We start from the raw sequence: 26,677 nt of genomic DNA, 5'->3' as shown, positions 1-26,677 counted from the left end.
GTGGTAGACAACCAGCTTGATTATCAACCTCGCCTTTGGTTTTAGGCGGCGTCCCGTTTCGACTTGGGCTTCGGCATATCCGGCGCCTGCTTGGCTTCTTGCTTGGGTAACCATTCCTGGAGTCGGGCAATCACTTCCTTAAAGCGTTCGTCGCCTGCGACGTTATCCCACTCATTCGGATCGACTTTGTGGTCATAGAGCTCCTCGCTGCCATCGGCATAGCGAATGTAGCGCCAGCGGTTACTCCGAACGGCGTGGTTGCCTCGCAAGTAAGTCATCAAGGCCGGTTGATCCCACTTCCTAGTCGGGTCGCGCAGCAGCGGCACGATGCTCTTGCCATCGCATAACTCGTCGGCAGGCAGCCCGCTCAGTTCCAGTAAGGTTGGGTAGAGCGCAGTCAGATCGACAGGACGTTCGCAGCGACTTCCGGGCGTCGTCACCCCTGGGGCTACGACGATCAGCGGGATGTGGTTAGTTTTCTCCCACAAGGCGAACTTTTCAATGTGGTCCTTTTCGCCCAGATGGAATCCGTGATCCGACCAGAGGACGATGATCGTGTTGTCGCGGCGCGTGCTCTTGGCTAATGCTTCTAGAACGCAACCAACCTGGGCGTCGGCAAATGCGGCGCAGGCGGCATACGAGCGTATGAAATCATGATACGAGCCTTCATTCTGCTGCTCGGCTTGCATCATGCCTCCCCAAAACCATCTTGTTTTCTTCATCAGTGAGTCGGCGCCCTCTGGAAGATCTTTCCAGTCGTCCTCTTTGCGTAGCGGCAAGTCAATGTTGCGATAAAGCTGGTGATACTCGCTCGGTGCGAAAAACGGCGAGTGCGGCTTGAAAATGCCGCAGGCTAGAAACAACGGCTTCTCGCCAACTGGTTCGTTGAGCGCCTCGATACAGTAATTGGCTGTTTTAAAGTCAATGGAGTCTTCAACTCGATTCGGCCACTCTCCCCAATCGGTATTTTGAGAGCCGTACTCAGGCGCATGATTCAACTTTTCTTTCGGGTACTTTTGCGGTCTCATCTGCTGGAAGTCATGAAACGAAGCGGCATCATGAAAAGCGCCGTTGTAGTGATGGTGGAATATCTTCCCGGCGCCAAGTACATCGTATCCTGCTGCCATGAATTGTTGCATGATTGTCTTCCGCGTTGGCAAAGCCTTGCGCCAATCGGTTTTGTTGCCGTAAACGCCGCTTGTCGAAGGCCGCTGCCCGGTCAACGTCGCCGTTCGCGAGGGATTGCAAGCGGGCGACGCGCAATAGGCTTTGGTAAATAACGTTCCTCTCTGTGCCAAACTCTCAATATGCGGCGTCTTAATCGGAGCATCGGGATCGAACACCGAAATCCAATCGTTCATGTCGTCCACGGCAAGAAACAATACGTTGGGTTTGGCGGACCGCTTATTGACATTGGTACTCGTCGTCTTTTGGTATTGAGGATTGGGCGTCATTGGATCGGCGCCTACATCCTTCCGCCAGTTGTTGAGATTTCCCTGCAATCTCTTGACTTTTTCCGGTTGCTCAGTCGAGAGATCGTGTGTTTCGCCAATATCTTCGGCGAGGTTGTAGAGCTGGGCTTTGCCGGTCTCGAGATCCTCGATCAACTTCCAATCGCCTGCTCGGACGACGCTGGAGGGAAAGTTGGAAGGGTGCTGATTGTAGTGTGGGTAGTGCCAATAGAGGGCTTCGCGATCCAGCTTGCCTTCGCCGGTTAGCACTGGCGTTAGGTTCTTGCCGTCCATATGCTGGTGCGGCCGTAATGGCTGGCCAGTCGCCGCCAAAATGGTGGGGTAAAAATCGGTGCTAATGACTGGCTCGTGAGATACTGAACCGGGGGTTGTCTTTCCAGGCCACTTTACAATGACTGGTACACGGATCCCCCCGTCATAATTGGAACCTTTATTTGCCCGCAGAGGCGCATTGTCGGTCACTTTCGCAAAACCTCCGTTGTCGCTGGCGAATATGACGAGCGTGCGTTCATCGAGATCGAGCTCTTTTAGAGTTCGCATCACGCGACCGACGCTATCATCGACGCTTTCAACCATCGCTGCGTAGGCGGCTTTTCCCTGCCGCTGCTTTTTGGGCGTCTTTTCATAGCGAGCCACTTTATCTGGCTTGCCTTCCAGCGGCGTATGCACCGCGTAGTGAGAAAGCATCAGGAAGAACGGCTTGTCGGCGCTCTGGCGAATGAACTTCTCCGCTTCTTCGGCGAGCCGATCGACGAGATAGTCGCCCTCTTTGCCTGGCAACGGAGAGTCCTTGAAAAGCGTCTTACCGGTAGTAGGAATCTTCCAGGTTCCTTCGAACGGATAGAAGTAGCTGCCCGGCGCGCCGTAATCCCGACCGCCAATATTGATGTCGAAACCTTGATGCTCCGGATAATAATAGGTTTCCGCGCCGAGATGCCATTTCCCCATGAACGCTGTTCGATAGCCGGCCTCGCGCATTGCTTCGGCGATCGTCACTTCCTCCAATGGCAAATTGGAAATATAGCGTCCCTCGCGAAGCTCATTCTTCGTGGCACTCCAGCGCCCGCCTGGAAGCCACTGCGTGAGGAGCAAACGTGCGGGGTACTTACCGCTCATAATCGCTGCCCGCGTTGGCGAGCACACATTGCAAGCGGAATACCCATCAGTGAACCGCATGCCTTCAGAGGCGACGCGATCGATATTAGGCGTCTGGTAATAATCGCTGCCGTAGCAGCCGAGATCCTTCCAGCCTAAGTCGTCGGCCAAAATCAAGACGACGTTAGTTTTCAATGGTTCCGCGCCGTGAGCTTTAACTGCTAAAGTGACGAAGTTTATCAGTGACAGACAAATCAAGAGTTCAATTTGCTTTTTCATGCATTACTCCCCGGAAGTCTTGGCGCCAGTTTTCTTATTCGTCCACGAATAATTCTCCGGATCGAATTCAAACGCCTTCTTCGTCAGTGCGGACGGAGCCCACTTCTTTACAATCCATTTTCCTAGCTCTTCTTTGACGCCTTGATGCTTGGAACTGGAGGTAAGGTTGTTCCACTCATGCGGGTCGGATCGATGGTCATACAGCTCCTCGCCGCCGCCGCTGTAGCGAATGTAGCGGAAACGTTCGCTTCGCACGGCTGCATTCCCACGCCTGAATTCAATAACCGCCGGACGATCCCAGTCGGCGTTCGGGTCTTTTAATAAGCCCGTCAGGCTGACCCCGTCGAGCGACTCCATTGGCTCAAAATCGCAAAGCTCATTCAAGGTGGGGTAGAGGTCGAGCAGGCTGACAGGCCGCTTACAGACGCCCGGCCGTGTTTCAGGGGTACAGATGATCAACGGAACGCGCGTGGCCTCTTCCCAGAGAGTTGATTTGTGCCAATGCTGCTTCTCCCCCAGGTGCCAACCGTGATCCGACCACAGCACAATGATCGTGTTTTCTGCAACAGAGCTCTCCTCCAAGGCTTTTAGAACTCGGCCGAGTTGAGCATCGGCGTAGCTAATGCTGGCTAGATAGGCGCGTACGGCTTCTTTTTGTCGGCCTGCCTTGCGGATCGTATTCAAATCCTCCCTGTGACTCTTCGCGAGCTTCTTCCCCCCATCCGGAACGTCGTCCAGGTCGTTGTCTTTGACTTGCGGTAGGACAACCTCATTGATGGCATAGAGGTCGAAGTATTCTTGCGGAACATACCACGGCAGATGGGGCCGAAACAAACCGCATGCCAGAAAGAACGGCCGTTTCTGTTCTTGCTTCAAAAATCTAACCGCATAGTCGGCGCTTAACGCGTCGTCGTAGTCTTTATTAGGTATATCAAGCGATCCCCAATCGTTTTCATGGCCTAGGCCTTTCACGCCGCTTAGCGGATATGCTTTCGGGTAGGGCCCAGACTTCGACCAGGGATAGTTCAGCTTGTCGCTGCGAAACCAAGGGTCGTTGCGAAAGGTCAGGCGGAAGAAATCGTCCCACTGGTACGGCGGATCGTTACCTGCCGTGTGATGATAGATCTTTCCCGACCCGACTACTTGATATCCATGCCTGCCAAAGTTCACCGGGAGCGTGACAATGTCTGGGAAGTTCGGCTTCCACCAGTGTCCATTTTCGTAGAGCCCCGTCGTTGAAGGGCGCATTCCCGTCATGATCGCTGCTCGAGAAGGCGCACACTTGGGCGAAGCGCAATGGGCATTCGCAAAGAGTATACCGCGTTTCGCCAATCGATCCAAATGGGGAGTATGCACTGTCCCCTCGTAGCCGCCCAGACAGCCGACCCAATCTCGCATGTCGTCGACGGCTAGGAATAACACGTTGGGCCGGGGAGACTCTACCTCCGCTCGCGAGCGTGCTCCGTTCCCGATAAAAAATGCCACCACAACGATTGGCCACAGCAGGTGTTTCTTAAGCGTCACGCTCAACTCGATCGAATAGGCAACGATAGTGGACTAATGAAGCTGGAACCCTGCACAGCCTACGACGCATCAATGGGGGCAGTTGGAAGCCTCCGCTGCTCACTCACTCTTCAGCGGAAAATCCAAGCTTGTTGTGGAGGGTTCGATCGTTGCTGTGAGCGACGTTTCGGTATTGAATTTAGCCGGCAAATACTGTTCGGCCGGCCCCCCTTCAGGATCGGCGGCGGCATTCTTGTCGGCGCGGAATGCCCGAATATCTACGTGATGCGTTCCAATGGGTACACCGCCCTTTCCTTTCGCGACGTACTTGCCGTCTTTAATAGGGGCGCCCGAAACGGGACCGTGCGTGTCGCCAGAGGGATAGAAGCGGATCTCGCCGTTAGGAATTGGCTCACCGTCGAGAGTAATGAGGCCTTCCACGACGACCTTGCCTAGGACATTTTGGTTGCCGCATCCGCAACACGCCAAAACAAGCACAGCTCCGAGTACAGAGGCTCGGCCGATTGAAGCATGTCCAACGGAAACTTGGTTAATGGATAACAACGTACTCACGATAGGCTGTCCTTATGGAGGTAGGTGATTTTAAGCTGCGGGAACTCGTTCCCACTGATTAGCAGTGCATTGAGCTTAGCGGCCTCCCGGGCCAGGTGCAGGAGGAGGTCCGCACACGCCCGAATCGGAAGCGGTTCCATCGCTAACGGTTTCTTGAAAGGCCCTAGTCGCATAAGCGCACAAGACGTATTGATCAGTGTCCTCGCCCAAGAACCGAGAGCTACCGTCGGCAAATAGGAAATGCGCCCCGCCCGGATGCCAACTAGCAAAGCCGTTTTCGCGATTGTATTCATCGTGGCGGTTCCCGCCGTCGCCATCGAGCGGGTCAATCGAATCGTCCCGGCCGCCAGGCAACGATCCTGCGCTATTGATGCCATGATGAACGTCGTTCACGCCGCGCGTCACCCAGGTAGAGCCTACCCAGACATCGACCGATTTAGCGTCACTCCCTTTCGCAGAAGTCGTTTCTCCCACGATAAAGGTTTGGCTGAGTCCATCGGTGATTTTCCCAGCGTTGATTTTGCTATAGTTGAACAAGACTCCATTTCCGTCGGCGCGCGGTTGATACAGCCAACAATGCCCGAGCCGACTGTCGGCGACGCCTGCCATATTGCTCAACGGCATGTCCCAACCATCCACTCCGAAGTGCCCAGCATTCGAAGCCATGTCGACCCATTTCTCTGTGTTGATTTCACTCGGGCAGATAAACGCATCTAAAACAACCGCTTCGACAAACCAGTTGTCGGTAGGATTGTTGCGTAAGAACACGCCGTCGCCTTGGCCTGACGGCAAATCTTCCAATTCCAGAAGATTGTAGATTGAAGTCTGCTCCATGTAGGGCAGGAGGTACGCCCCCCAACCGAAGCCTGGGAAGTTACTGCCCTTGGTACTTGACGGGTCAGGAGCAAACGGGCAACTACTTTTTGCGTTAGGTACGCGATACTCGGTCCCTGGTGGAAAGTGCTCCATTGCGGAATGGAAATTATGCAGTGCCACGCCTACCTGCTTGAAATTATTCAAGCAGGTAGATCGCCTCGCTGCTTCTCTGGCGGCTTGCACCGCCGGCAACAACAGCCCCACCAAGACGCCGATGATCGCGATCACGACCAACAGTTCGACTAGCGTAAAGGCAGAGCGATACGTTCTTGGCGATCGATCAATGAGATTGTGATTGTTTAACATGGGGATATTCCTTATCTCGTTTTGAAAGAGAAGCATTGAAAGCCGCAAAACAGTTCCGTCAGCGACGCAGCGTGCTTGTAAAGGGTTACTGCTGTTTTCTCCGCACGGAGAGCCCGAGCAGCATGGCAATTGCCGCCAGCGTCGCGGCGGCCGGTTCGGGAACGGCTTGGAGCAGACCAAAGTTGAGTGCTCCCAACCCCGACGCGGCCAGTCCGTCGCGAAGCAGGAAAGCGTCGTTCAAATCGACGGCGCCGTCAAAATTCAGGTCTCCTGCCTGACGGCTGACCCAATCGCCAATCTGAACGTCATCGACCGTGCGTACCGTCAACCAATTTTCAATTAATGCGCTCACGTCGTCACTGGACGACGATCCCGTTCCGTCGCCCGAAACGCTGCCGTCAAGATTAATATCGGCGGCGTCAAAACCGGATAACTGCATGGCGATCCACTCGTTATCCGTTCCGGCATTGAACGTGCCATAATTGTCGCCTCCGGTGCTTCTTCCCCACAGGAAGACGCTCGCATCATCGGCCAGGCCGTGATAATAATTCTCCGGGGCTGAAGCAGTCGCGCCGTCTAAATTGCCTTCGAGCTGCATGGCGCCAATTGTCAGCGGCTGGTTAACGTAAAATTCAGTGGCGGCAGTGTGCGCCCCGACGGCAACGCCATTGACGAATAAAACGCCGCCGTATTGCGAACTGCCTTTGGTAATAAAGGGCACGCCGCTCACCTGCTCCACGTGCGTCCACTGGTCGTAGGCGACGGCCGCGCCCGTGTCGCGCGGATCCGGCGAGTCGGTGACTAGACCCCAGGTGTTATTCTCTGTAATTGAAATGCCGTGCTCGCCGCTGTTTTTAATAATATCCTGTCTCACGGCTTGGGTGGCGCCATTCGGCTTGACCCACAATTGCATTCCCTGCAGCTTGATGCCATCGTAGTTGTGGGGAAAGTCTTCCGAGGGGTAATACAACGTGTTGTTCCACACCTCACTTGGCCTCGCCAAGTTGATCGGGCTGGACACGTAGTCGTCCACACCGTCAAAAGATACTCCCAAGGAGCCGCTCGCAGCCCCCGGTCGTGCGTTCAGAGCACCGACTCCAACCGCAATATATGTGGGATTATTGACGACGAAGAGATCTTGGTAATCTCCTGCACCTGGAGATCCTGCACTGTCCCAGGTGCTGTCGAAGCCGTTGCCAGACCCCAACACGTTGCCAGTCGCTCCTCCTTCACCAGCCTCGTCACCGAATGTGTAGTCGCGGTCAACAAACACGGTAGCGTTCACCTCGCTTGTTAAACCCACAAATAAGGTCAACGTCAAGCAGCAGGCCAGCGTCGTGTTCCGCGATGCTAGGCGTCGCGGTCTGACTACTGAGACTAGGCCAACAGCGGCCAGCAACGCCATTAGCGCAGTCGTCGGCTCGGGCACGGCCGAGGCGGCGGCGCTCTGGCTCGGTGAAGAGCCATACTGCGAGTTCCAAGCCGTTAAGTCGGAACCGTTCACAAAGCCGTCGCCGTCGGCGTCGCCATCGGACTGGCCGGCCGTGCCGGCAAAGTTGCCGAAACCTCGCTGCCAAGTGAGGAAATCAAGGCCATCGACGTTGCCATCGGTGTTGAAATCAGCGTCGCTGGCCGTGCCGGTGACGTAGTTCACGTTGCCGAGCACAAACTTCGTGGCGTCGTCACCTGCCAGGTGGACTTCCAGGACCAAGTCTTCCACGCCGACGGAGGTGTCGAAGGCGGCCCCCAACTGGAGTTGCCCGCCGCCGGTGACGGTCGAGTCAGTCCCAAACGAGCCTTCCGAGATGATGCTCGAATCCGCATCCAACTGCGACCAGGCGTTCCCGTCGAAGCCTTGCGCATCCAGTGTATTCCAACCCGAGGAGTTCAACGAGCCGCCGCTGCTGGTGATGCGGTAAGCGTCTATGTCGTAGCCGGCGCTCGCGGAATTCTTAAGCGTGACCATCCCGCTGACTTGGTCCACGTTAAGCTCGAACGGCACCTTTGCTTGATAATCCGTGGCCAGTTGATTGGCAACGGCGCTGTGGTCGGCGACGTCGTTATAGAATAGCGCATCGCCCATGTTGCCATGCAGACGGGTGGCACCAGTATTGGACCCATTTACCCCGATACGCCAAGCGTCCGGGTTGAGTGCCGCAGTCTCCGCGGCGGAACTGGACGAATTCGAACCATAGAAAGAGTCGACGCTCAGCGTGGCGGTGGAATTCGCACCGTCCCAAGCGTAAGTGGCGACAAACCAACTGTCCACTGCAAGCGGTACTGCAGCGTTGACACTCTGTTTGGCGACGCCTTCCAGCATGCCGGAATTGTAGTCATAGCGCAAAGCAAATCCATCGGGGGTATTCGACCCACCGCCAATGGGCGAGTCGTCGCGCAAATCAAACAGATACTGAGTTCCACTTCCGCTTGCATCAAAACGACCGACAACAATCGCCGACAGCGTGTTCGAGTCGAAATTATCTTCAAATCCATCGGTGTTGTCTCTTGAGCCCCTGGGACTCAAGTAAGCGTTGCCACCAGAAAACTCCCACACCGAACCCTGAGTCGGATGCGCAATGATTGGGGGCCCATTATTGTTTTGTAGATCAATAAAACCGGCTCCATAACCGGCTGCACCCGGGTTGGGATCCCGGACGTCAGAAACGAATCGGGCCGTATCGCCGATGCCGGTTACTGGCACCGTACCTCCATCGTAGTCTCCATCAGAGAATTGCGTCGCTAAGACGTTCGGGTCAAAATGCGCTTTAAGCTCGGCCACCGCCGATCGCGGCGCGGTCGTCGCAAGCAAGGCAATTGCCACCGGGGCCATTAAGTAATATCGCGAGAAAGTCATTGAATAAGTCTCCTTCATAGAATCATAAGATTGATTTTTTATGGAAAAGGATCAGGATGTCGCTTGCTCAAGCAAAACGCCGACGGCCAAACGCGGCCCCGCCGACAATCAGCGACAACAGCAGCAGGCTGGACGGTTCAGGAACCGCAGCAAGCGATAACGCCGCCGCTCCCGGATTCGCCGTCAAATAGGCATTGTTCAATCGGACAAAGTCCTCGAGCGTGATCTTGCCGTCTTCGTCGAGATCGCCTGCGCGATACTTTTCAACGTTCGAGACAAGCGACGAGGTGTCTGCTCCGTAGTTAGGCAAGAACACGCCGTTGAAGTCAGCCTGGTCAATCACGCCGTCGAAGTTCAAGTCGCCGTAGGCAAAGGGATTGCCGCCATTGCCAGTAAAACGCACGTCCAAGGGGGCAACGTCGCCGTCTGCGAAGAGCAACTCGGCGGCGATGCCGCCTTCATCGTAGTATTGAAACCAAGCGTCTCCCAAACTAGTGGCGTTGCCGTGCAGGAAGTCGGCGCCGTCGGAACTCGGCGAGCCGTTGCTCTCGAAGGTGGCTTCCGACAAGTCGGTCCGGTTGGCGGGGCCGCTTAACTCAGTCCAGTTGTTGTCCGGATCGACCTGGCTTGCGCCGGGGCTGCCCGCATCGTAGTTGCCTGCGATGGACGTCCATTGGGCAGGGTTCAAGGCGCCCCCTTCGGAAGTGATCTTGTAGCCGACTACGTTTGTCAAATTAGCGCCGTTAGCATTGCTAATGGTAATCTCTCCCGAGTCGCGATTGATGAGCAACTCCGGGACATTGAAGTAGTCGGCTATTAACTGGCTAGCGACGGCACTATGATCGAGCACGTCGTTGTAGAGCATCAGATCGCCCGTCTTTCCGTAAAACCCTTGGTTGCCACTCGCATCCGCGACAGGTCGCCAACGATCTGGGGCCAGCGCTGCAGTTTCAGCAGCGGTCGTGTTGGAGGCCGTAAATCCAGAAATGGTATTCACGTTCACAGTCGCCGTTCCGGCGGCCCCGTCCCAGGCGTAACTTGCGACAAACCATTCGCCTGTCGGCATAGCAACCGAGGCGTTCACTGTCTGCTTTGCCACACCTTGGAGCATGCCTGAAGCATAGTCGTACCTTAAAGCGAATCCGTCATTGGCGTTCGACCCGCCGCCTGTCGCCGCATCGTCGCGGAAATCAAAGAGATAGCCTTGGCCGCTACCCGAAGCGTCAACGCGCCCGACGACGACTGCCGACATGGTGTTTTGATCAAAGTTGGCTTCCACGCCGTCAGTATTGCCCGAGGCGCCGATTCGTCCCAGCAGCCTTTGTCCTCCGGTCACCGACCAAACAGTGCCTTGGGAGAGATGAGGAACGATTTCCGGCCTCGACTGCAGGCCTGTGATGCTTCCCTCGGCATCAACCCAACCGTCACCAGCCCCTGCAGCTCCAGGAGTGGTAGCGCGAACATCGGTCATAAAACCTACCGTGTCGCCGATAATTGCGGGGATATTCCCGCCGGAAGTACTCCCGTCAAAAAACTGCGTTGACAAGACGTTCGGATCAAAATGCACCACCAGATCTGCAATCGCAGATCGAGCAGCACATGACGCCGCCAGCGCCCCCAGTATTAGCATCGCGGGGCGGTATTTCTGTCGTTGTTTCAACATCAATCGTTTCCTCCTCGAAAAGTGATGGCCAATGAAGGCCGATAAGATTCCAAAGTCTTCTGTTTGGAACATCTAAGGTTGTATAAGACAGCTCATGCTGCCAGATTGCTCAATTGACAACTCGCCAAGCCAGACCGAGGTCAAGCCTGATCGCAAAGTGCCATATCAAGACCGTGTGCCTGGCACAGCGGAATCGTATGTCTTGCAAACTCCTGTCATGGTCGTGTAGCGAGCAACCGCAAATTGATCGGTTCCTCTGATCAAAACCTCGATTAATGGATCACGCATAACCTTCAGAACTGAATGGCTCATTAAATCCCCCCTCTTAAGTGGTTTGTGAAAAGTGACTTACCGTTCAACCTTGAAGATTTCTCCTATTTCACTGCCCGGGCTTCAAGCGACTCCTTAAGCCTCCAGAAATGCTTCCAAACAACTTGCGTCCTGGATGGCGGGAACTCGCTAAAGCCTTTCTCAAAACAATCGCCAAACTAAAGCTGTCGCAAAAAATCAAACTCTTGCCGACAGCTTGCTGCCTCGTTGGCGTCTCTTCAATCTCAGTTGTGCCTTTCTCTGTCCTGTCTTTCTTTGCCACGCCGCCGAGACAGCGAAGCTGTGATGGAAAACAAGAAGATACCTAACGAAATTCCTGCGGACGGTTCGGGCACTTGCAACAACGCGCCGAGCGCGCGAGGAGGAATTCCTGCCGCTAGAAGCGCTTGCCGCATCAAGAACACGTCTTCTAAATCATTATGCCCGTTGAAGTTGAGATCTCCGTGGAGGTAACTTACTTCTTGACCTTCATAAGTCACGCCGGGCGCCGGATTCCACACGCTCACAAAATAAGGCAAATCCGCCGCATCGAGCGCGCCGCTCTGATTGACGTCGCCTTGGATCCCATTCCAAACAGACGGATTGAGATCGCTGTAATCCACAGTCGCGAACAAAATTTCGTCGTAGAGGGAATCGCCTGCTTCAAACAGCACGCCAAACTGATCTTGATTGAGCTTTACCAAATCTGAGTAGGCGGCAGGCCCCGAGTGAATTATCGTTTCTTGAGTCCAATTTGCTGATTCGTCCAGACTGGCGCGGATGGTCAAATCAACTCGCTTGCTAGGATGACTGGGCCCCGAATACAAAATGATGTTCTGGTCGTCTCCCTGATCGACGGCGCGAAAGCGTAACGCAGAATTCTGGACCACAGGCGAAGTAATCCCTGTTTCATGTTTGAATCTGCCGTCGTACGTCAATCCGCCATCACTGCTGTAGGTAACGCTTCGCGTACCAGGGTTGGCGCTGTTCCGGTCGCGAGCATTAAAATAAACCCGGCCATCGACTAACTCTACAGCGACGTTTTCATTGGGTGAGGTGTTGGAGGAGGCTGTGATGCCCGTCTCAACGGCGCCGAGTTGCCACGATTGCCCATGATCGTCGCTGTATAATACATGAGCGCCGCTGGAGGCAACGCCGCTGAGACTATGATCGGAGGGAATAATCAATCGCCCTGCGTTGTCGCCTCGTTCAAGTTGAATGCCATGCACTGGCCCAGTGGCGTACCAGCCCCAACTTGGGTCTTTGGCAGTTGAGGTGATCTCAGCCTGTGGTGCCCAGCTTGCGCCGTTATCGTCGCTATAGGTCACGAAAACTCGGTCGTTCTCCAGCGTGAACGGCATCCAAATCCTGCCCGGATGAACCGGATCGAGCAGGTCAACGACCGGAGACTGATTTCCAACGGTGACTTCTGGAATGTTTCCCGAGGGAAAATACTGCTCGAAATCGGCGTTGTCCATCACAACGTTGAGCCCGCCCCAAGTGGCGCCTGAATCGACGGATCGCTTGACGACAATGTCGATGGAACTAGCGTCGCCTCCCGAACGCGCCTCGGCAAATGCCAATAAATCCCCATTCGCCGCTTTCACGATCGTAGGAATGCGGAATATGTTGTAGCCTTCTGTGCCGGAAGTGTAGACGTTCACTTCGGTAATCGCAGCGTACGCTTGCCCCAGGCCACACACCCCAGGCTGCAATGCCAAAAGCGGTAGCCAGCAAGTGTTTATCGCGAGATTTAAGAACAGCTTCTTCATACGAACTGTTGCCTCAGTACGTTTTTACTTCCGCATCGCCCTGCCAAGGAGAATGCTTGCCACTTGATAGTTCTGTGCCTGAGCTCTACTACTGTCACCCTCTGGGCGCCGCTGAATCGTCTAACTCCACCGGAATAATCTCATCCCGAACCACTTCTCCACGCGCATGTCCTGCGAGCATTTTTGCGATATGCTTGCCCTGTTTTTCTAGCGAATAAGCCGGTCGAGGATAGATGTACTGCGGACGATGCCCGGCAAGGAGGTGATAGTCGCAAAGCACCAGATCGACGTCCTTGAAGGGCTCCAATTTCTGCTTTTCAAAAACGCTCATAGCGGCGTCCGCCAAACGTTGTGACCGACAAATAAAACCTGTTGGTGGATTCTTCGACTTCAACAAACGTGTTACTTCGGCTTCACAAACATTACTCGCTGTGGGCAAGAACCGCTCAGTCAGGTTATCTGCCAAGAACTGGCGGGCACCGAGCCTCTGACGAATGGCGTCCATGGTGTTGTGATCCCCCGGAAGCGATTGCTGGCGGGAGAGAAAGGCCATTTGCTTGTGCCCTCTATCCAGCAAGTAATCCATCGCCAGCGAACCAACTGCCGACATATCACGGTCAATGCGAGTCAGCCGGGTAACGCCTGGGTAAACTCCGCCGTAGACGACACATGGCACGCCGCTATTGCTGACCAGCTGATGCACCTCATAGGGAGCTCGGACCAAGATAAAGCCGTCACGTGCCTTGGCGGTGAGTGACTGATCGATCAGATCGGCCACATAGCCCTCGGCGTTTTCTTTCGGAAGAAAGCTGATTTGCACATGGACACCGGGCAGCTCTTCCTGCATGCCAAGCATCACGAGATCGCTTCCGACGCCTTCGGTCACAAGATAGTTTTGGTGGACTAAAAAATGAACGCGACGCAGCGGAGGCATCGGGCCGTCTCCGGGCAAGTTGGCAACGAAGGCGCCGCGACGCTGCTGCCGCGTGATGATTTGTCTACGTTCAAGCAATTGCAAAGCACGATTGGCGACGCCATTGCCGACGCCCAGCATCTTCGACGCGGCCGCCGTCGTGAGATATCGATCGCCAGGCTTCAATTCCCGCGATTCAATATCCGAGATGAGCTGCTCTGCCAAATCGATTACTTGCGGCGTTCTGGTCCTTGAGCCTGCCATAAGAAAGTCCCAATTAGTTAATTGACAAGGGTCGATCAGGCTTGCAATTCCTACCGACTTGAATTCCTGGCTGCGGAAGCAATCTTTCGCATGCTGCTTGCAAGCCTAATCGATCTGGTTATACTTGTCGATGATATATTACTGGTTTTTCGGGAATTTCTCGGCGAGCGTCCCTAAGCAAGTGCCACGGCAGCCCCTCCGGGCTACAAACAACTTCCAGCAAGGGTTTTTCTGCCAACTTTCGATGGACTCAACCGTGGAGAGAACCGGTAAAGGAGCCTTGGATATTCCATTTCAAGGGCGCGGAAGCTGCCAGCTAACCCCATTTCGCAGAACAGTGAAGATATTTTACTAGACAAGGTTGGCAACCAAGGCTGGCAGCTGACCAACGCACTAAAGTAACGAAGAAAGGCTGATACCATGGACTATAAGTTGCGCGGACTCCTAGCGGCGACTTACACGCCGATGCACGCCAACGGATCCTTAAACTTGGCGGAAATCCCCAAGATGACGGATTACTTGAAGCAAAGCGGCGTGAGTGGAATCTATGTGTGCGGCAGCACTGGCGAGGGAATGTCGCTGACTTCCGACGAACGGCGAGCACTGACAGAAGCATTTGTCGCAAGTGCTAAGGGGCGGCTTAAGTCGGTGATCCATGTGGGGCATAACTCACTTTCCGAAGCCGCTGAATTAGCAGCACATTGCCAGCAAGTCGGAGCTGACGTTATCTCAGCAACGGCGCCTTCGTACTACAAGATAAATTCCGTCGAGATGTTAGTCGACTGCATGGCTCAAGTGGCCGCTGCAGCTCCTGAACTTCCCTTCTATTATTATCACATGCCGCTGCTAACCGGGGCGGTGCTCGATATGCGGCGGTTTCTTGAATTAGCGGATGAACGCATCCCCAACCTTGCCGGCATGAAATACACGGCTCCGATGGTTCATGAATTCCAAGCCTGCCAAGAGTTAATGGACGGTAGATTCAATATCGTGTGGGGAACCGACGAAATGCTGCTGAGCGCTCTGGCGGTTGGCGCTCAGAGTGCAATTGGCAGTACTTACAACATTGCCGCTCCGCTGAACCGTAAACTGATTAGCGCCTTTCAAGAAGGGAATTTAGACAGAGCGCGAGAGTTGCAATTGAAATCGATCCAGATGATCAATCTCCTCTTGAAGTACCCGTTTCACGCATCGATCAAGAGTATCCTCACTCGCTTCGGCATCAATTGTGGAGGCTGTCGACTGCCTCTGACTTCGCTTACTTCTGATCAAGAGAAACAACTCCATCAAGAGTTGGATAGCACTGGCATGAGTCAATGGCTTTTCGAGGCGACCTCCGTCAAGAGCTGCAATGGGGAGAAGCATTCCGGCCCCCATCCTGCGATTCCTCCTTCGCATCTCGGCCAGCTTGCCAAAAGCCAAGCTGAGATAACCGACCGAATGTAGTAGTAGCAGAAGCGATTCCCGACGAGAACTCTTTTGACGCAATCACGTAGCACGGTATTTCCATGGATAGTTCGCAAGCCATTTCGGTCGTTACGAAACGAATTCTGCTTCTTGCACTGCTAGCCATGCAATTCTTGGCGACGGATTCGGCAAGCGCCGCTGTCGAAGGCAGCCAACCGCTAGGCTACCTCGATTGGAATCGGCTGCCAAACTTTCCAGACCCGCTTGGAGTTGCGGGGGCATTTGCGGGAGTCGATGGCAATGCTCTGATCGTGGCAGGCGGAGCCAACTTTCCGGACGGAGTGCCTTGGCATCCCACCGCCGACGGCAAGAAATCGCTGAAACAATATAGCGACCGCATTTATGTGCTGCTAAGCGGTGAATCTGGAAGTTTCAGCCAGGATTCACTTTCAGTGGAGCCCGATTCAGAGCAACTCGGCGGTGAAGTAAGCAACTGCCGATGGCTAGAAGTAAAGCAAACTCTTAGCGGCCCAATGGCCTATGGCGTCGCCGTCTCAACCGATCAAGGACTGCTCTGTATCGGTGGCGAATGGCAAGAGCATAGCGTCGGCGATTCGGGAACAGAAGATAACGCCGAGGCGCCATCGAAGACACTCCGCTCCGACCAAGTTTATTTGCTACAGTGGAATCGCGAAGACGAATCTGTCACTCTCTCGACTGAGTGGGAACGCGACGGTCAGCGATTTCCCTTACCTAAGCTTCCACGAGGAACGACCGCTGCCTGCGGAGGCCGGATCGGCAACTATGTTTATCTCGCTGGCGGTGATACGGGAGAAGGCGGCAGTAGCCAGTTCCTGCGCTTAAGTCTCGATCCCGAGGCGGTTTCCGCCGCATCATGGGCGTGGGAAGAGCTTCCAAGCTGGAACGGTCCGCAACGCTCGCAAGCAATTGGCGTCGTTCAAGCTGATAGGTTCTTCTTATTCAGTGGGCGGAATCGCCAAGACGGGCGTGGCTTCGAAATCCTCACGGACGCACATGCCTTTGACCCGCACGCTTATGCTCGAGAGTTGACGCGCGCCAAGTCGTACAGCAACGAGAAAATCAACTTTGCTTCCTACGGCAATGGATGGACTAGGCTGACCGACATTGCACCTCCTGGTGAAGACCCTCGATGCGTCATGGCTGGCACAGGAATTGGGGTTGGGCACGATACCGTGCTGGTCTTTGGCGGCGCCCGCGGCGACGTTTTCCTGCAGGGCGAGCAGGTTCTGCCCAGGAAGATCGCACAAGCGACAGAAGGGGGGGATGACGCGCTTGCAGAAGAGCTTCAGCAAAAGGCAAATGCCCTCTACGACGATCACGAAGGCTTCAGTAAAGATATCCTGCAGTATAACATCATTACCGACAGTTGGGCCAACAGCTCTCAATTGCCGTTTTCGAGTCCCGTCACGACCAACGTGGTGCGTTGGAACCGCCAGATTGTCATTCCAACTGGCGAGAGGTATCCGGGCGTTCGGACCCCAGAAGTTTGGTCAGCAGTTCTCGGAGATGCTCACCGCAGCTTCGGTAGAGCTAATTGGATCGTTCTGGCGTTGTATCTTGGCATTCTGGTCGGCATTGGATTCGTCTTTTCAAGACGCGAGTCGGGTGAAGATGACTTTTTCCTTGGCGGCGGTCGCATTCCTTGGTGGGCGGCCGGAATCAGTATCTTCGGAACTTCGCTCAGCGCGATCACGTATCTTTCGATTCCCGCTCGCAGCTATGCCACGAATTGGAGTTGGTCCCTGATTAATTTTGGGATCCCAGTTGTCGCTGGGGTCGTGATACTCGTCTACCTACCGAAACTTCTTCAGGTGCAGGCGGCAAGTGCGTATGATTTTCTCGAACAACGATTTCACGTCAGTCTACGATTGTTTGGCAGCGTCTCATTTATTCTGTACCAACTTGTCCGCATGGGAGTGGTGGTTTTGCTGCCGGCGCTGGCTCTTTCTGCGGTCACTGGTATCGATCTGACTTTGAGCATTGTCGCCATGGGAGTGTTAAGCACCCTTTACACGGTCCTAGGAGGCATTGAAGCCGTCATCTGGACCGATGTAGTGCAAGTGATTGTTCTACTGGGCGGCGCAGCGGCGGCTTTAACAGTAATCTCCTTCGATGTGGACGGCGGTTTGCCGGCAATTATGGAGATGGCTTCTGCAGAAGGAAAATTTGACATCGTTAGCGAAGCACATTTCCACGACTTGAGCTGGTCTAACGACGGCATTCTCGTGGTATTGTTGGGAGCGTTCTTCCTTAATCTCATTCCGTATACGAGCGATCAGGCAATCATTCAACGCTATTTGACCGTTCGCGATGAAGCCAAGGCTCGTAAAGCCATCTGGACAAACGCTCTAATGTGCATCCCGGCGACACTGCTGTTTTTCTTCGTAGGAACGGCACTCTGGGCCTTCTACCGAACACACCCTATAAATTTGGTTCCACTCAGCAAACCAGACCAGATATTCCCTTGGTTCATCGCCCAAGAGTTGCCGCCCGGCCTGGCGGGTCTGGTCATCGCCGGCGTATTTGCCGCAGCCATGTCAAGCCTTGACTCCAGCATGCACTCTGCCGCTACCGTTGTGACGACCGACTTTCACGACCGCTTTGGTCAGCGCCGCACCCCCGCGCAGTCGCTTCGTTTTGCTCGTTGGATCACACTTCTCATGGGAATCCTTGGGACGGCGTCTGCCATGCTGATGTCGACCGTCGATATCCGCTTCTTATGGGATCTCTTTCAATCGATTCTTGGACTCTTCTTGGGAACAGTCGGGGGATTGTTTTCGCTGGGAATTCTCACCAAACGAGTCAACACGGTACACGCTTGGTTGGGAGCCATCGCCAGCGTCGCGCTGCTGGCCTATGTACAAACTTCAACCAGCGCGAACGGTCTGCTTTACGGAGCGATTTCGGTAGGCTCCTGCTTAGCAGTCGGCTTGTTGGCATCTTACGTCTTTCCGCAATCCTCCCAGACCGTAGTCAGTTCTAAAGAGAGCTATTAATGAACTGTTCCCGCACTTTAACCAAACTGATGCAGAGGCCACTACTCTCGAATGGCTTGCCACTAGGCATTTTTTCGGCAAGGAAATGCTCCCTACTTGTTTACTGCAAGCATGTGACTACTTGTGTTTTTCTGTTGTGCTTAATCGCGGCCCAAAGCCATGCGGTTCAGCGCCCCAATGTTTTAATGATCGTCTCTGAAGACAATGGGCCTGAGCTTGGCTGTTACGGCGATCCTTACGTCCATACGCCTTTCCTCGACAAACTTGCTGAAGAAGGCGTGAGATTCCAGAATGCGTACGTTCCGCAGGCAGGTTGCAGCCAGTCGCGGGCAGCCTTACTGACCGGGCTCTATCCCCATCAGAACGGACAGATCGGCCTGGCCACCTGGAAGTTTCACATGTATCGCGAGGATGCGCCTAATCTGGTTCGGAGCCTCAAAGCTGCCGGATATCACACTGGCATGATTGGCAAGCTACACGTCAAACCAGAGTCGGCTTTTCCATTTGACGTCCATAAGATTCCCTCGTCGAATTTCAAACGGAAGAAACTAGGCGACTACGCGAAATATGCCAATGAATTCTTCCAACAGGGGGACAAGCCTTTTTTTCTCTCCGTCAACTATCCCGACGCACATCGACCCTTCCTCGACTCCGTCGCTGGTTTGCCTAAGCACCCCTTAAAAGCAGAAGATATTAAGCCGCTGGCCTACATGGGGCTCGATTCGTCTGCTCTGCGAGCAGAAACAGCCAGCTATTACAATAGCATGAGCCGCCTTGATGCGTTGATTGGTCAACTGCTGGCAGCCTTGCAGCGTTCGGGAAAGGCCGGCAATACTTTGGTCATTTATCTCGGCGATCATGGCGCCGACCTTCTGCGCGGCAAACGCACTTCCTACGAAGGAGGCGTCCGCATTCCGCTGATTGTTCGTTGGCCTGGGAGGATTCTAACTCAACAAGTTCGAGAAGAGCTTGTTTCTACCTTGGATTTGATGCCCACGATCTTAGCTGCGGCGAAAGCCGAGCCAATTGCCAATCTTCCTGGACGTTCACTCTTGCCGCTCTTGCGAGACGAGGAGACCCAGTGGCGACAGTATCTGTATACGGAGTTTCACACGCATTCGGCTCACAATTATTATCCGCAACGCACCGTCCGCAACGCCCGCTATAAATTGGTCCACAACTTGATGGCTGGAAGAGAAAACCCGGGTTACGACTTTACCGCTAATCATTTCATCCCCGAATTGGCAAATGAGCTTGATTCTGCTTCGCCTATTGTTCGAGCAGCGTATCAGCTTATGAAGTCGCCCCCGAAATACGAGCTCTATGATCTGCAAAGTGATCCCTACGAATTCGAGGATTTGTCGACAGTTGCTGAGCAGTCTCCGGTGCTCGACGAATTGAAGTCGAAACTCGACGCCTGGCGTCATAGGACAAACGACCCCCTTTTAAACCGAGATAATCTGGAGCGATTAAAGGAGCAGATCGACGCTTCCATGGTCGATGGCAACCCGCAAAAAGAGCGGGTGGAGTTGACCTATGAAGACTATTTCTTCAGCAACCTCCAATCGAAGAATAATTCTGAAACGAAAAAGTGAATAGCATGACAGCTCGGCGAAGCCCTGACCCTATTTCCTTGCAAGCTTTTGTTCCTAATCATCCAGGAGAGGTTCCAAGGATTATGAATACCAAACGGCGGCCCTACTCAGATACTTGCAATTCCCTCGCAACTTACTTTCCAAGAATTGCCCAAGCGATTGTATGCCTTGTACTCTTTGCATCGCACGTGTACGCGGCAGGCGAGCCGGTAGATCCAAAATTGGCAACTCCCGACTCCAAAGACGACACGGCTTGGTACGACGTTCATCTCCTGGATATCGAAGGAATGGGCTGGTCGGATACCAAATCGCCCTTCGATCGTTTGCCAGCGAAAGCAGAAAAAAAGGTTCGCAGCAAGGTTTGGAGGTTGTCTCAACAGTCGGCGGGCGTCTGCGTACGGTTCGTTACCGATGCGACGGAACTCCGCGCTCGGTGGACGCTCACCCTCGACCAACTGGCGCCTGCCAATATGACTGCGACCGGCGCCAGTGGCTTGGATTTATATGTCAAAACGAATTCAGGAGACTGGCACTGGCTGGGGATTGGCGCACCGAAAGGAAAAACCACAAGCGTCGTCCTGACGCGAGGAATCCCCAAGGAAAAAAGAGAGTACCTTTTATACTTTCCTCTCTACAACGGCGTTCAGTCCTTAGAGCTTGGGATTCCGAAAGCGGCGCAATTGCAGAAAGCCCCGGCAAGACGCGACGATCGACAGAAGCCGATTCTTTTCTACGGAACTTCGATTACTCAAGGGAGATCGGCCTCGCGACCTGGCATGTGTCATCCTGCGATTCTTGGGCGGCAGCTAGGATACCCGGTGCTCAATCTTGGCTTTTCCGGAAATGGTGAAATGGAACCGGAACTTGCTGAGTTACTCTCCGAACTCGACCCGGCCGTCTATGTGTTGGATTGCCTTCCTAACATGAATGCGTCTGAATTGACGGAGAGAACAGAGCCATTCATTCATCGGCTGCGGAAAAGTCATCCGGCGACTCCCATCCTCATGGTGGAAGATCGTACTTACGGCAATTCGTTTTTGGTAGAGGGCCGGAGAGTAACAAACCTCACCAATCGTCAAGCGTATCGCGAAGCATACAAGCGGCTGAAAGCTGAGGGAGTCAAACGCCTCTTCTACGTCAAAGGAGGCCAGCTCCTGGGCAACGATGGGGAAGCAACCATCGACAGTTCTCATCCAACCGACCTTGGTTTTATGCGACAGGCGACCGTACTTCGGAAAGAGTTTGCCAAGATCCTCTCTCACGATTTCTCCAATGGCGCGATCCAGCGCGTGACAATTGAGCAAGCTCGCAAGGACGTTCCTCGCTCGGACACTGCCTCTGTCGTCGAGATCGAACCAGACCATTTGCTGATGGCTTACCATCGGTTTCGCGATAGCGAGCATGGAGGAAGTGATTTCGGCGACTGTACGATTTGGTCGCAAGAGTCGCGAGACGGAGGCAAGACCTGGGGGGAAGCCCGCGAAATCGTCACTTCCGATAAAGAAGACATCAACGTCCAGGCGCCGGCTCTTTGTCGCTTGACCGATGGAGAGCTCCTCATGCTCGCCAATCATGCCCACGGCAGAGCAAGTACTTCGATGAAACTCTATCGCTCGAGCGACGATGGGAAAATATGGGAATTAGACCAGTCGCTCTGGGAGAAAAGCAAAGGACAATGGCTGCAAGGCGGCAACTCCCAATTGCTATTGCTTGAAAGTGGACGGTTGATTTTTGGCATACACGGCGGAACTGGCACGCAAGGGAATCAGAAGAATGACGCTTGGTGCATGATCAGCGACGATCAAGGCCGCACCTGGCATCGCTCAGAGGGAACAATCGTTCTGCCGATGCGCGGAGCGATGGAAGCGTCTCTCGCTGAGCTCGTAGACGGCGAATTGGTTATGTCGCTTCGCACTCAATTGGGTGGACCGTTCATTACGCGTTCGTACGATCGAGGAGAGAACTGGACCGCAGCCCAACCGAGCGGACTGGTTGGTCCAGAATCCTCGACGTGCCTACGCCGGATTCCCGGAACGAATACTTTAGTTCTGTTTTGGAATGGCAGCGAATACCAGCAAGGCCACCATCACTTTGGCGAGCGTACTCCTCTCTCCGCGGCAAGGTCCGACGACGGCGGAGTGCATTGGGAACACATCGGCGATATCGAGACGGCCACCGATGCCGAGTTCACTAACCTGGACTGCACGTTTACTCAAGCGGGCAATGCGATCGTCACTTATTCAGCAGCCCGACCGGCATGGGAGAGAAAAAGGCCCTCGCTTTCACTGCAATGCGCAGTGATCCCGCGCGACTGGTTTTTCACGCAGGCGACTTGTGCTAAGCCGACTCCAGAATGACATAGACAGTCATGCAATACCTCATCTATCTAGGGAAAAACCCATGACAAGTCCTGACCGAAAAATTCTGCAATCCAAGTGGAGGCTCATAGCGAATTGGAGCTTCGGGGTCTTCGCATTAGCAGCGCTGACTCAGGCAGCTCAAGCAGAATCTGAACAGGAAAAGCCTTTCTTCACGAAGATCGACCTCTTTGAGGGAGGCCAGGGCGGCTATCTGACGTACCGTGTGCCTACGATTCTGATCAGTCCTAAGGGAACTGTACTTGTTTCTACCGAGGCGCGCAAGGATGGCGCTGGCGACTGGTCGGACATCGACACCATAATTCGCCGCAGTACCGATGGCGGAAAGACGTGGAAAGCCCCCAGAACGATTGTCGATGACGGCATAAATACCGTCCACAACAACACGTTCATTGTCGATAGCAAGACCGGCAAGCTCCACTTAATGAACGCTATCAATTACGAACGGGTTTATTGGCGGACGAGCACCAATGACGGCGTACGTTGGTCTGCCCCGCATGAGATCACGAAGGTCTTCAAGACCTATCGCGAGCGGGAAGGCTACGACTGGACCGTTGTCGCTCCTGGCATGAGCCCTGGAATTGTGCTGCAACAGGGCGCTCACAAAGGGCGATTTGTTGTGCCCGTGTGGCTAGCGTTGGAACATCGTCATCGCCCTTCGATTGTCACAACGGTTTATAGCGATAATCGCGGGAAGTCTTGGCACGCCGGCGAGGTAGTGGCGCGGGATGGAGACGCTATCAGCAACCCCAGCGAAACGGTGCTGATGGAACTCTCCGATGGGCGAGTGATGGCCCATCTTCGAAACGAGTCGCCACAGTATCGACGGGCAGTGAGCTTCAGCAGCGATGGCGCCGCGGGTTGGACGGAGCCCGCTTACGATGAGCAGTTGTTTGACCCCATCTGTCAGGCGGGCTTATTGCGTTACTCGCCGAGTCAATTGATTTTCAGCAATCCCGATAGCAGTGCGAATGAAGAGCAGCTTTTGAAGTGGAAGGCAAGAAGTCGCGAGAATTTGACCATTCGGTTAAGTAACGACGACGGCCAGACGTGGCCAGTCTCTCGGGTTCTCGACTCGGGCCGCACAGGATATAGCCAATTGGCCCGCGACAAAGAGGGGATGATTTACTGCGTTTACGAACGGGGCGGCATCGATGACGACCCAGGGGAATTTGCACCGAAATACTTGACCTTTGCAAAGTTCAATCTGGCCTGGCTGCTCGAAGGGAGTAACGAAAATGATACTCCGTAACAGAAAGCGTTTTCGACCGTCGCCATTTCTAGTCTGTTTCGCTCTGTTAGCGACATGTTTTCTTGCGAGGCCAGTCTACGGTCAGCTTCTCCGGGAGGTCACGGTCTTCGAAAGCGGCGAGGATGGTTATCATACCTATCGCGTACCGGCCATTCTACGCGCAGCCGACGGCGCCTTATTGGCATTCTGCGAAGGACGCAAGAACAGTGCTGCCGATACGGGGAACATTGACGTGGTTCTCAAACGCAGCACCGACGGAGGGCAAACTTGGGGACCGCTGATTATCGCCACAGACTTCGGACCACACACGAGCGGCAATCCCTCGCCGATTGTCGATCGCAGCACGGGTCGAGTCGTCATGCTGACCAATCAGAATCTTGCTGAGGATGGACAAGGCAAGATTCAGGCGGGGCTCGCTGAAAGCACGCGAACAGCTTGGGTAAATTACAGTGACGACCACGGAAAGAGCTGGACGAACCCCGTTGAGATCACTGCTCAAGTCAAGCGACCCGACTGGCGATGGCTCGCCTTCGGGCCGGCCCACGGCATCCAACTTACCCGCGGCGAGCATCGCGGACGACTCCTTGTCGGTGCCGTTCAGAATGGACCGAGCAGCAACGGAGCTTTTGCCGTGTTTAGCGACGACGGTGGAGAGAGTTGGCAACGCGGCGATGGGGTCGAATCAGCGAAAAACATGCGTCCTAGCGAGAGCGTTGCGGTTGAGCTGGTTGACGGCAGCATCCAACTGAATAGCCGTAATCGCGGCGGGCACGAACGCCAGCGGGTAATTGCCTACAGTCGCGATGACGGCGCTACTTTCCCCGATACGGGACTTGCTGCGGAATTAATCGACCCTCGAGTTCAAGGATCGGTACTGCGGGTCGCAGCCGTCGATGAAGGAGACGACCACAACGAGATACTGTTTTCCAATCCTGCACATACAAATGCTCGTCGCAAGCTGACCGTTCGCAGTAGCTTTGATGAGACCAAAACATGGAACAAAGGGAAACTGATCCACCGCGGACCCTCAGCCTATAGCGACCTCGTGGAACTAAACGACGGGGCGGCTGGCTTACTCTATGAGCATGGATGCCAAAATCGCTACGAACGAATACGATTCGCCTCCTGGCCTGCAGGCTGGCTCGACGACCCTACGCAAGTGCAGTTCGATTTTGCACAACCGCCTGAACAGGGAGCAATTCAATCGACCCGAGGACGCCCGCTTTCCGCAAAGGTTGAGGGCTATCTCAAGCGGACGACTAGCGACGCAGTTGGAACTGACGGTATGGCTTGGCAGTTCAACGCCCCCGGTGAATTCGTTCGACTCTGCGACGAAGAGTACCAAATATTCGACTTTGAGAATGAAGACAGCTTTACGCTGGAGATTACCTTTCGCACTTCGAAAAAAAGGAGCAAGAAACAGGGGGCGCTCATCAGCAAAGACAAAGGCCCCAACTCGCCTTCGTACTGGCTTCGACTTGAAGGCGGGCAAGCAAAATTTCTTGTGTCCGACGGCGAAAGCGTTGTGAGCATCTTAGGAGGCAAGCAGCTGAACGATGGTAAGTGGCATCATGTAGCGGCCGTCCGAGACACAGCGAATTGGCAGCTGCGCCTCTACGTCGACGACCGTCTGGCAGCCCGCCAGGATGATGTGACCCACGACGATCTCAGTAACGACAGCGATCTCCTCATTGGGGCGTTCAATCATGGTCGCGACAAGCAATTCTATGGCGAGATCGACTTCGTACGCATTTGCAGCGCCGCAGTGAATCCTGAATAGCTCGTTGGACGGAAACAGCGAGCACACCCTGTTGCTATTGACTGACCTATTTCCTTCAAACCGAAATCCGACTACGGAGAAACACTATGAAGTATGTCCTCAAACGCCGTCAGCACTTGTTGTTGACATTCACTCTATCCTTGGTGTTACTGACATCATTTGTCGCCTCGCTAGCGTTGGCTGCTAAGGCTGCACCTGTGGCCAATTGCGAAGAGACCGACCTGTTCGTCAGCGGCGAGGGGGCTTACGACACCTATCGCATCCCTGCGATCGTCGTCGCCAAAGATGGAACGTTGTTGGCTATTTGCGAGGGGCGAAAGCATAGCCGATCAGACGCTGGAGACATCGATATCCTCCTCAAGCGATCCACCGATGGAGGCAAGAACTGGTCAGATGCGACAGTGATTTGGGACGATGCGGGTAACACCTGTGGGAATCCCTGCCCTGTCGTCGATCGCGAAACAGGCGTGATCTGGTTACCAATGACTTGGAATTCCGGAAAGATCGGCGAGAAAAAAATTGCGCCAGGATTTGGTGCTGACTCCCGACGAGTCTTCTTGACGAGCTCGAAAGACAACGGCAAAACTTGGGACAAACCTCGCGAAATCACCTCCGAAGTGAAGAACAAAAACTGGACCTGGTATGCCACTGGACCGGGCGCTGGGATTCAAATAGAGCACGGGGAACATTGCGGACGACTTGTCATACCCTGCGACCACAAGACACCTGACAAGGCGCCAAACGATTACTTCTCGCACGTCATCTACTCCGACGACCACGGCAAAACGTGGCAGCTTGGAGGCTCCTCCTCCGGCGGCAAGGAGAACGAATGCGAAGTCGTCGAACTTCCCCAAGGCCGATTGATGCTCAATATGCGGAATTACGACCGCAGTATACACTCCCGTCAAGTCACTTTCAGTGACGATGGCGGAAAGACCTGGGAAGATCAACGGCCTGCCAAAGAATTGATCGAACCGATTTGTCAGGCAAGCATTCGCCGCTATCGTTGGGCAGACGGCGACCGACCAGGCGTTCTCTTGTTTTCCAATCCGGCTAGCAAGAAGGGCCGTAAGAATATGACGCTCCGCGCCAGCTTCGACGAGGGCAAGAGTTGGCCGGCCGCCCAGCAAATTTACCCCGGTTCGAGCGCCTACTCATGCCTAGTTATTTTGCCCGATGGGCGTATCGGATGCCTCTACGAAGCAGACGACTACAAACGTCTGGTCTTGGCAATCTGCGAGCCGGACTGGCTAGATTAGGCTCTCGTGTGAATGTGGCGAAAATCGCAACCCTAGCGATTTGAAATTCCTGCCCTGTTTCCTTCACCAACGCGCGTACATCCACTGAG

15 protein-coding genes are annotated in these 26,677 nt (G+C 54.4%); 7 read left to right on the top strand and 8 right to left on the bottom strand.

All coding sequences use genetic code 11. The features are described 5' to 3' along the window. Positions 1–41: 41 nt before the first annotated feature. The 8 genes from HG15A2_RS10035 to HG15A2_RS10000 form a co-directional block, all read right to left on the bottom strand. Positions 42–2,846 carry a sulfatase-like hydrolase/transferase gene (locus tag HG15A2_RS10035; RefSeq protein ID WP_145060076.1) on the bottom strand — a complete coding sequence of 935 codons (2,805 nt, stop codon included), beginning with the start codon at positions 2,844–2,846 and terminating at the stop codon, positions 42–44. Positions 2,847–2,849: 3 nt separating this feature from the next. Then, positions 2,850–4,370 (bottom strand): sulfatase, encoded by a 1,521-nt coding sequence (locus HG15A2_RS10030; protein ID WP_145060075.1) that lies wholly within the window; start codon positions 4,368–4,370, stop codon positions 2,850–2,852. Between the two features lie 99 nt (positions 4,371–4,469). Further along, the gene (locus HG15A2_RS10025; protein ID WP_145060074.1) at positions 4,470–4,922 is read right to left on the bottom strand and encodes a hypothetical protein; all 453 of its coding nucleotides are present in this window, start codon (positions 4,920–4,922) and stop codon (positions 4,470–4,472) included. A gap of 75 nt (positions 4,923–4,997) precedes the next feature. Then, on the bottom strand, positions 4,998–6,104 hold the full coding sequence (locus HG15A2_RS10020) for a DUF1559 domain-containing protein (RefSeq protein ID WP_218932460.1): 1,107 nt from the start codon (positions 6,102–6,104) through the stop codon (positions 4,998–5,000). An 85-nt stretch (positions 6,105–6,189) separates the two neighbouring features. Continuing rightward, positions 6,190–8,958 carry a dockerin type I domain-containing protein gene (locus tag HG15A2_RS10015; protein WP_145060071.1) on the bottom strand — a complete coding sequence of 923 codons (2,769 nt, stop codon included), beginning with the start codon at positions 8,956–8,958 and terminating at the stop codon, positions 6,190–6,192. A gap of 67 nt (positions 8,959–9,025) precedes the next feature. Next, positions 9,026–10,621: a PEP-CTERM sorting domain-containing protein gene (locus HG15A2_RS10010; RefSeq protein WP_218932459.1), complete on the bottom strand. Its 1,596-nt coding sequence runs from the start codon at positions 10,619–10,621 to the stop codon at positions 9,026–9,028. Between the two features lie 554 nt (positions 10,622–11,175). Then, complete coding sequence (locus HG15A2_RS10005) at positions 11,176–12,702, bottom strand: sialidase family protein (RefSeq protein ID WP_145060069.1); 1,527 nt, start codon at positions 12,700–12,702, stop codon at positions 11,176–11,178. A gap of 94 nt (positions 12,703–12,796) precedes the next feature. Beyond that, positions 12,797–13,879 carry a GntR family transcriptional regulator gene (locus tag HG15A2_RS10000; protein WP_145060067.1) on the bottom strand — a complete coding sequence of 361 codons (1,083 nt, stop codon included), beginning with the start codon at positions 13,877–13,879 and terminating at the stop codon, positions 12,797–12,799. 420 nt (positions 13,880–14,299) lie between these two features. Here HG15A2_RS10000 and HG15A2_RS09995 point away from each other — a divergent pair, with 420 nt between their 5' ends. From HG15A2_RS09995 to HG15A2_RS09965, 7 genes are all read left to right on the top strand, one after another. Further along, positions 14,300–15,325 carry a dihydrodipicolinate synthase family protein gene (locus tag HG15A2_RS09995; protein ID WP_145060066.1) on the top strand — a complete coding sequence of 342 codons (1,026 nt, stop codon included), beginning with the start codon at positions 14,300–14,302 and terminating at the stop codon, positions 15,323–15,325. A gap of 62 nt (positions 15,326–15,387) precedes the next feature. Beyond that, on the top strand, positions 15,388–18,324 hold the full coding sequence (locus HG15A2_RS09990) for a sodium:solute symporter family transporter (RefSeq protein ID WP_145060065.1): 2,937 nt from the start codon (positions 15,388–15,390) through the stop codon (positions 18,322–18,324). Positions 18,325–18,509: 185 nt separating this feature from the next. Further along, positions 18,510–19,919 (top strand): sulfatase family protein, encoded by a 1,410-nt coding sequence (locus HG15A2_RS09985; RefSeq protein ID WP_218932458.1) that lies wholly within the window; start codon positions 18,510–18,512, stop codon positions 19,917–19,919. 83 nt (positions 19,920–20,002) lie between these two features. Then, on the top strand, positions 20,003–22,276 hold the full coding sequence (locus HG15A2_RS09980; RefSeq protein ID WP_145060062.1) for an SGNH/GDSL hydrolase family protein: 2,274 nt from the start codon (positions 20,003–20,005) through the stop codon (positions 22,274–22,276). A 43-nt stretch (positions 22,277–22,319) separates the two neighbouring features. Continuing rightward, complete coding sequence (locus HG15A2_RS09975; protein WP_145060061.1) at positions 22,320–23,549, top strand: sialidase family protein; 1,230 nt, start codon at positions 22,320–22,322, stop codon at positions 23,547–23,549. Further along, positions 23,536–25,329 carry a sialidase family protein gene (locus tag HG15A2_RS09970; RefSeq protein WP_145060060.1) on the top strand — a complete coding sequence of 598 codons (1,794 nt, stop codon included), beginning with the start codon at positions 23,536–23,538 and terminating at the stop codon, positions 25,327–25,329. Before HG15A2_RS09975 ends, HG15A2_RS09970 begins: the two co-directional genes overlap by 14 nt. Positions 25,330–25,415: 86 nt before the next feature. After that, positions 25,416–26,588, top strand: a complete 1,173-nt coding sequence (locus tag HG15A2_RS09965; RefSeq protein WP_145060058.1) for a sialidase family protein — start codon at positions 25,416–25,418, stop codon at positions 26,586–26,588. Positions 26,589–26,677 lie beyond the last annotated feature (89 nt).

Source organism: Adhaeretor mobilis, assembly GCF_007741515.1.
GTDB classification, from domain to species: Bacteria; Planctomycetota; Planctomycetia; order Pirellulales; family Lacipirellulaceae; genus Adhaeretor; species Adhaeretor mobilis.
Note: the sequence above shows the minus strand (reverse complement) of the source record. Positions and strands in the feature narration are given on the sequence as shown.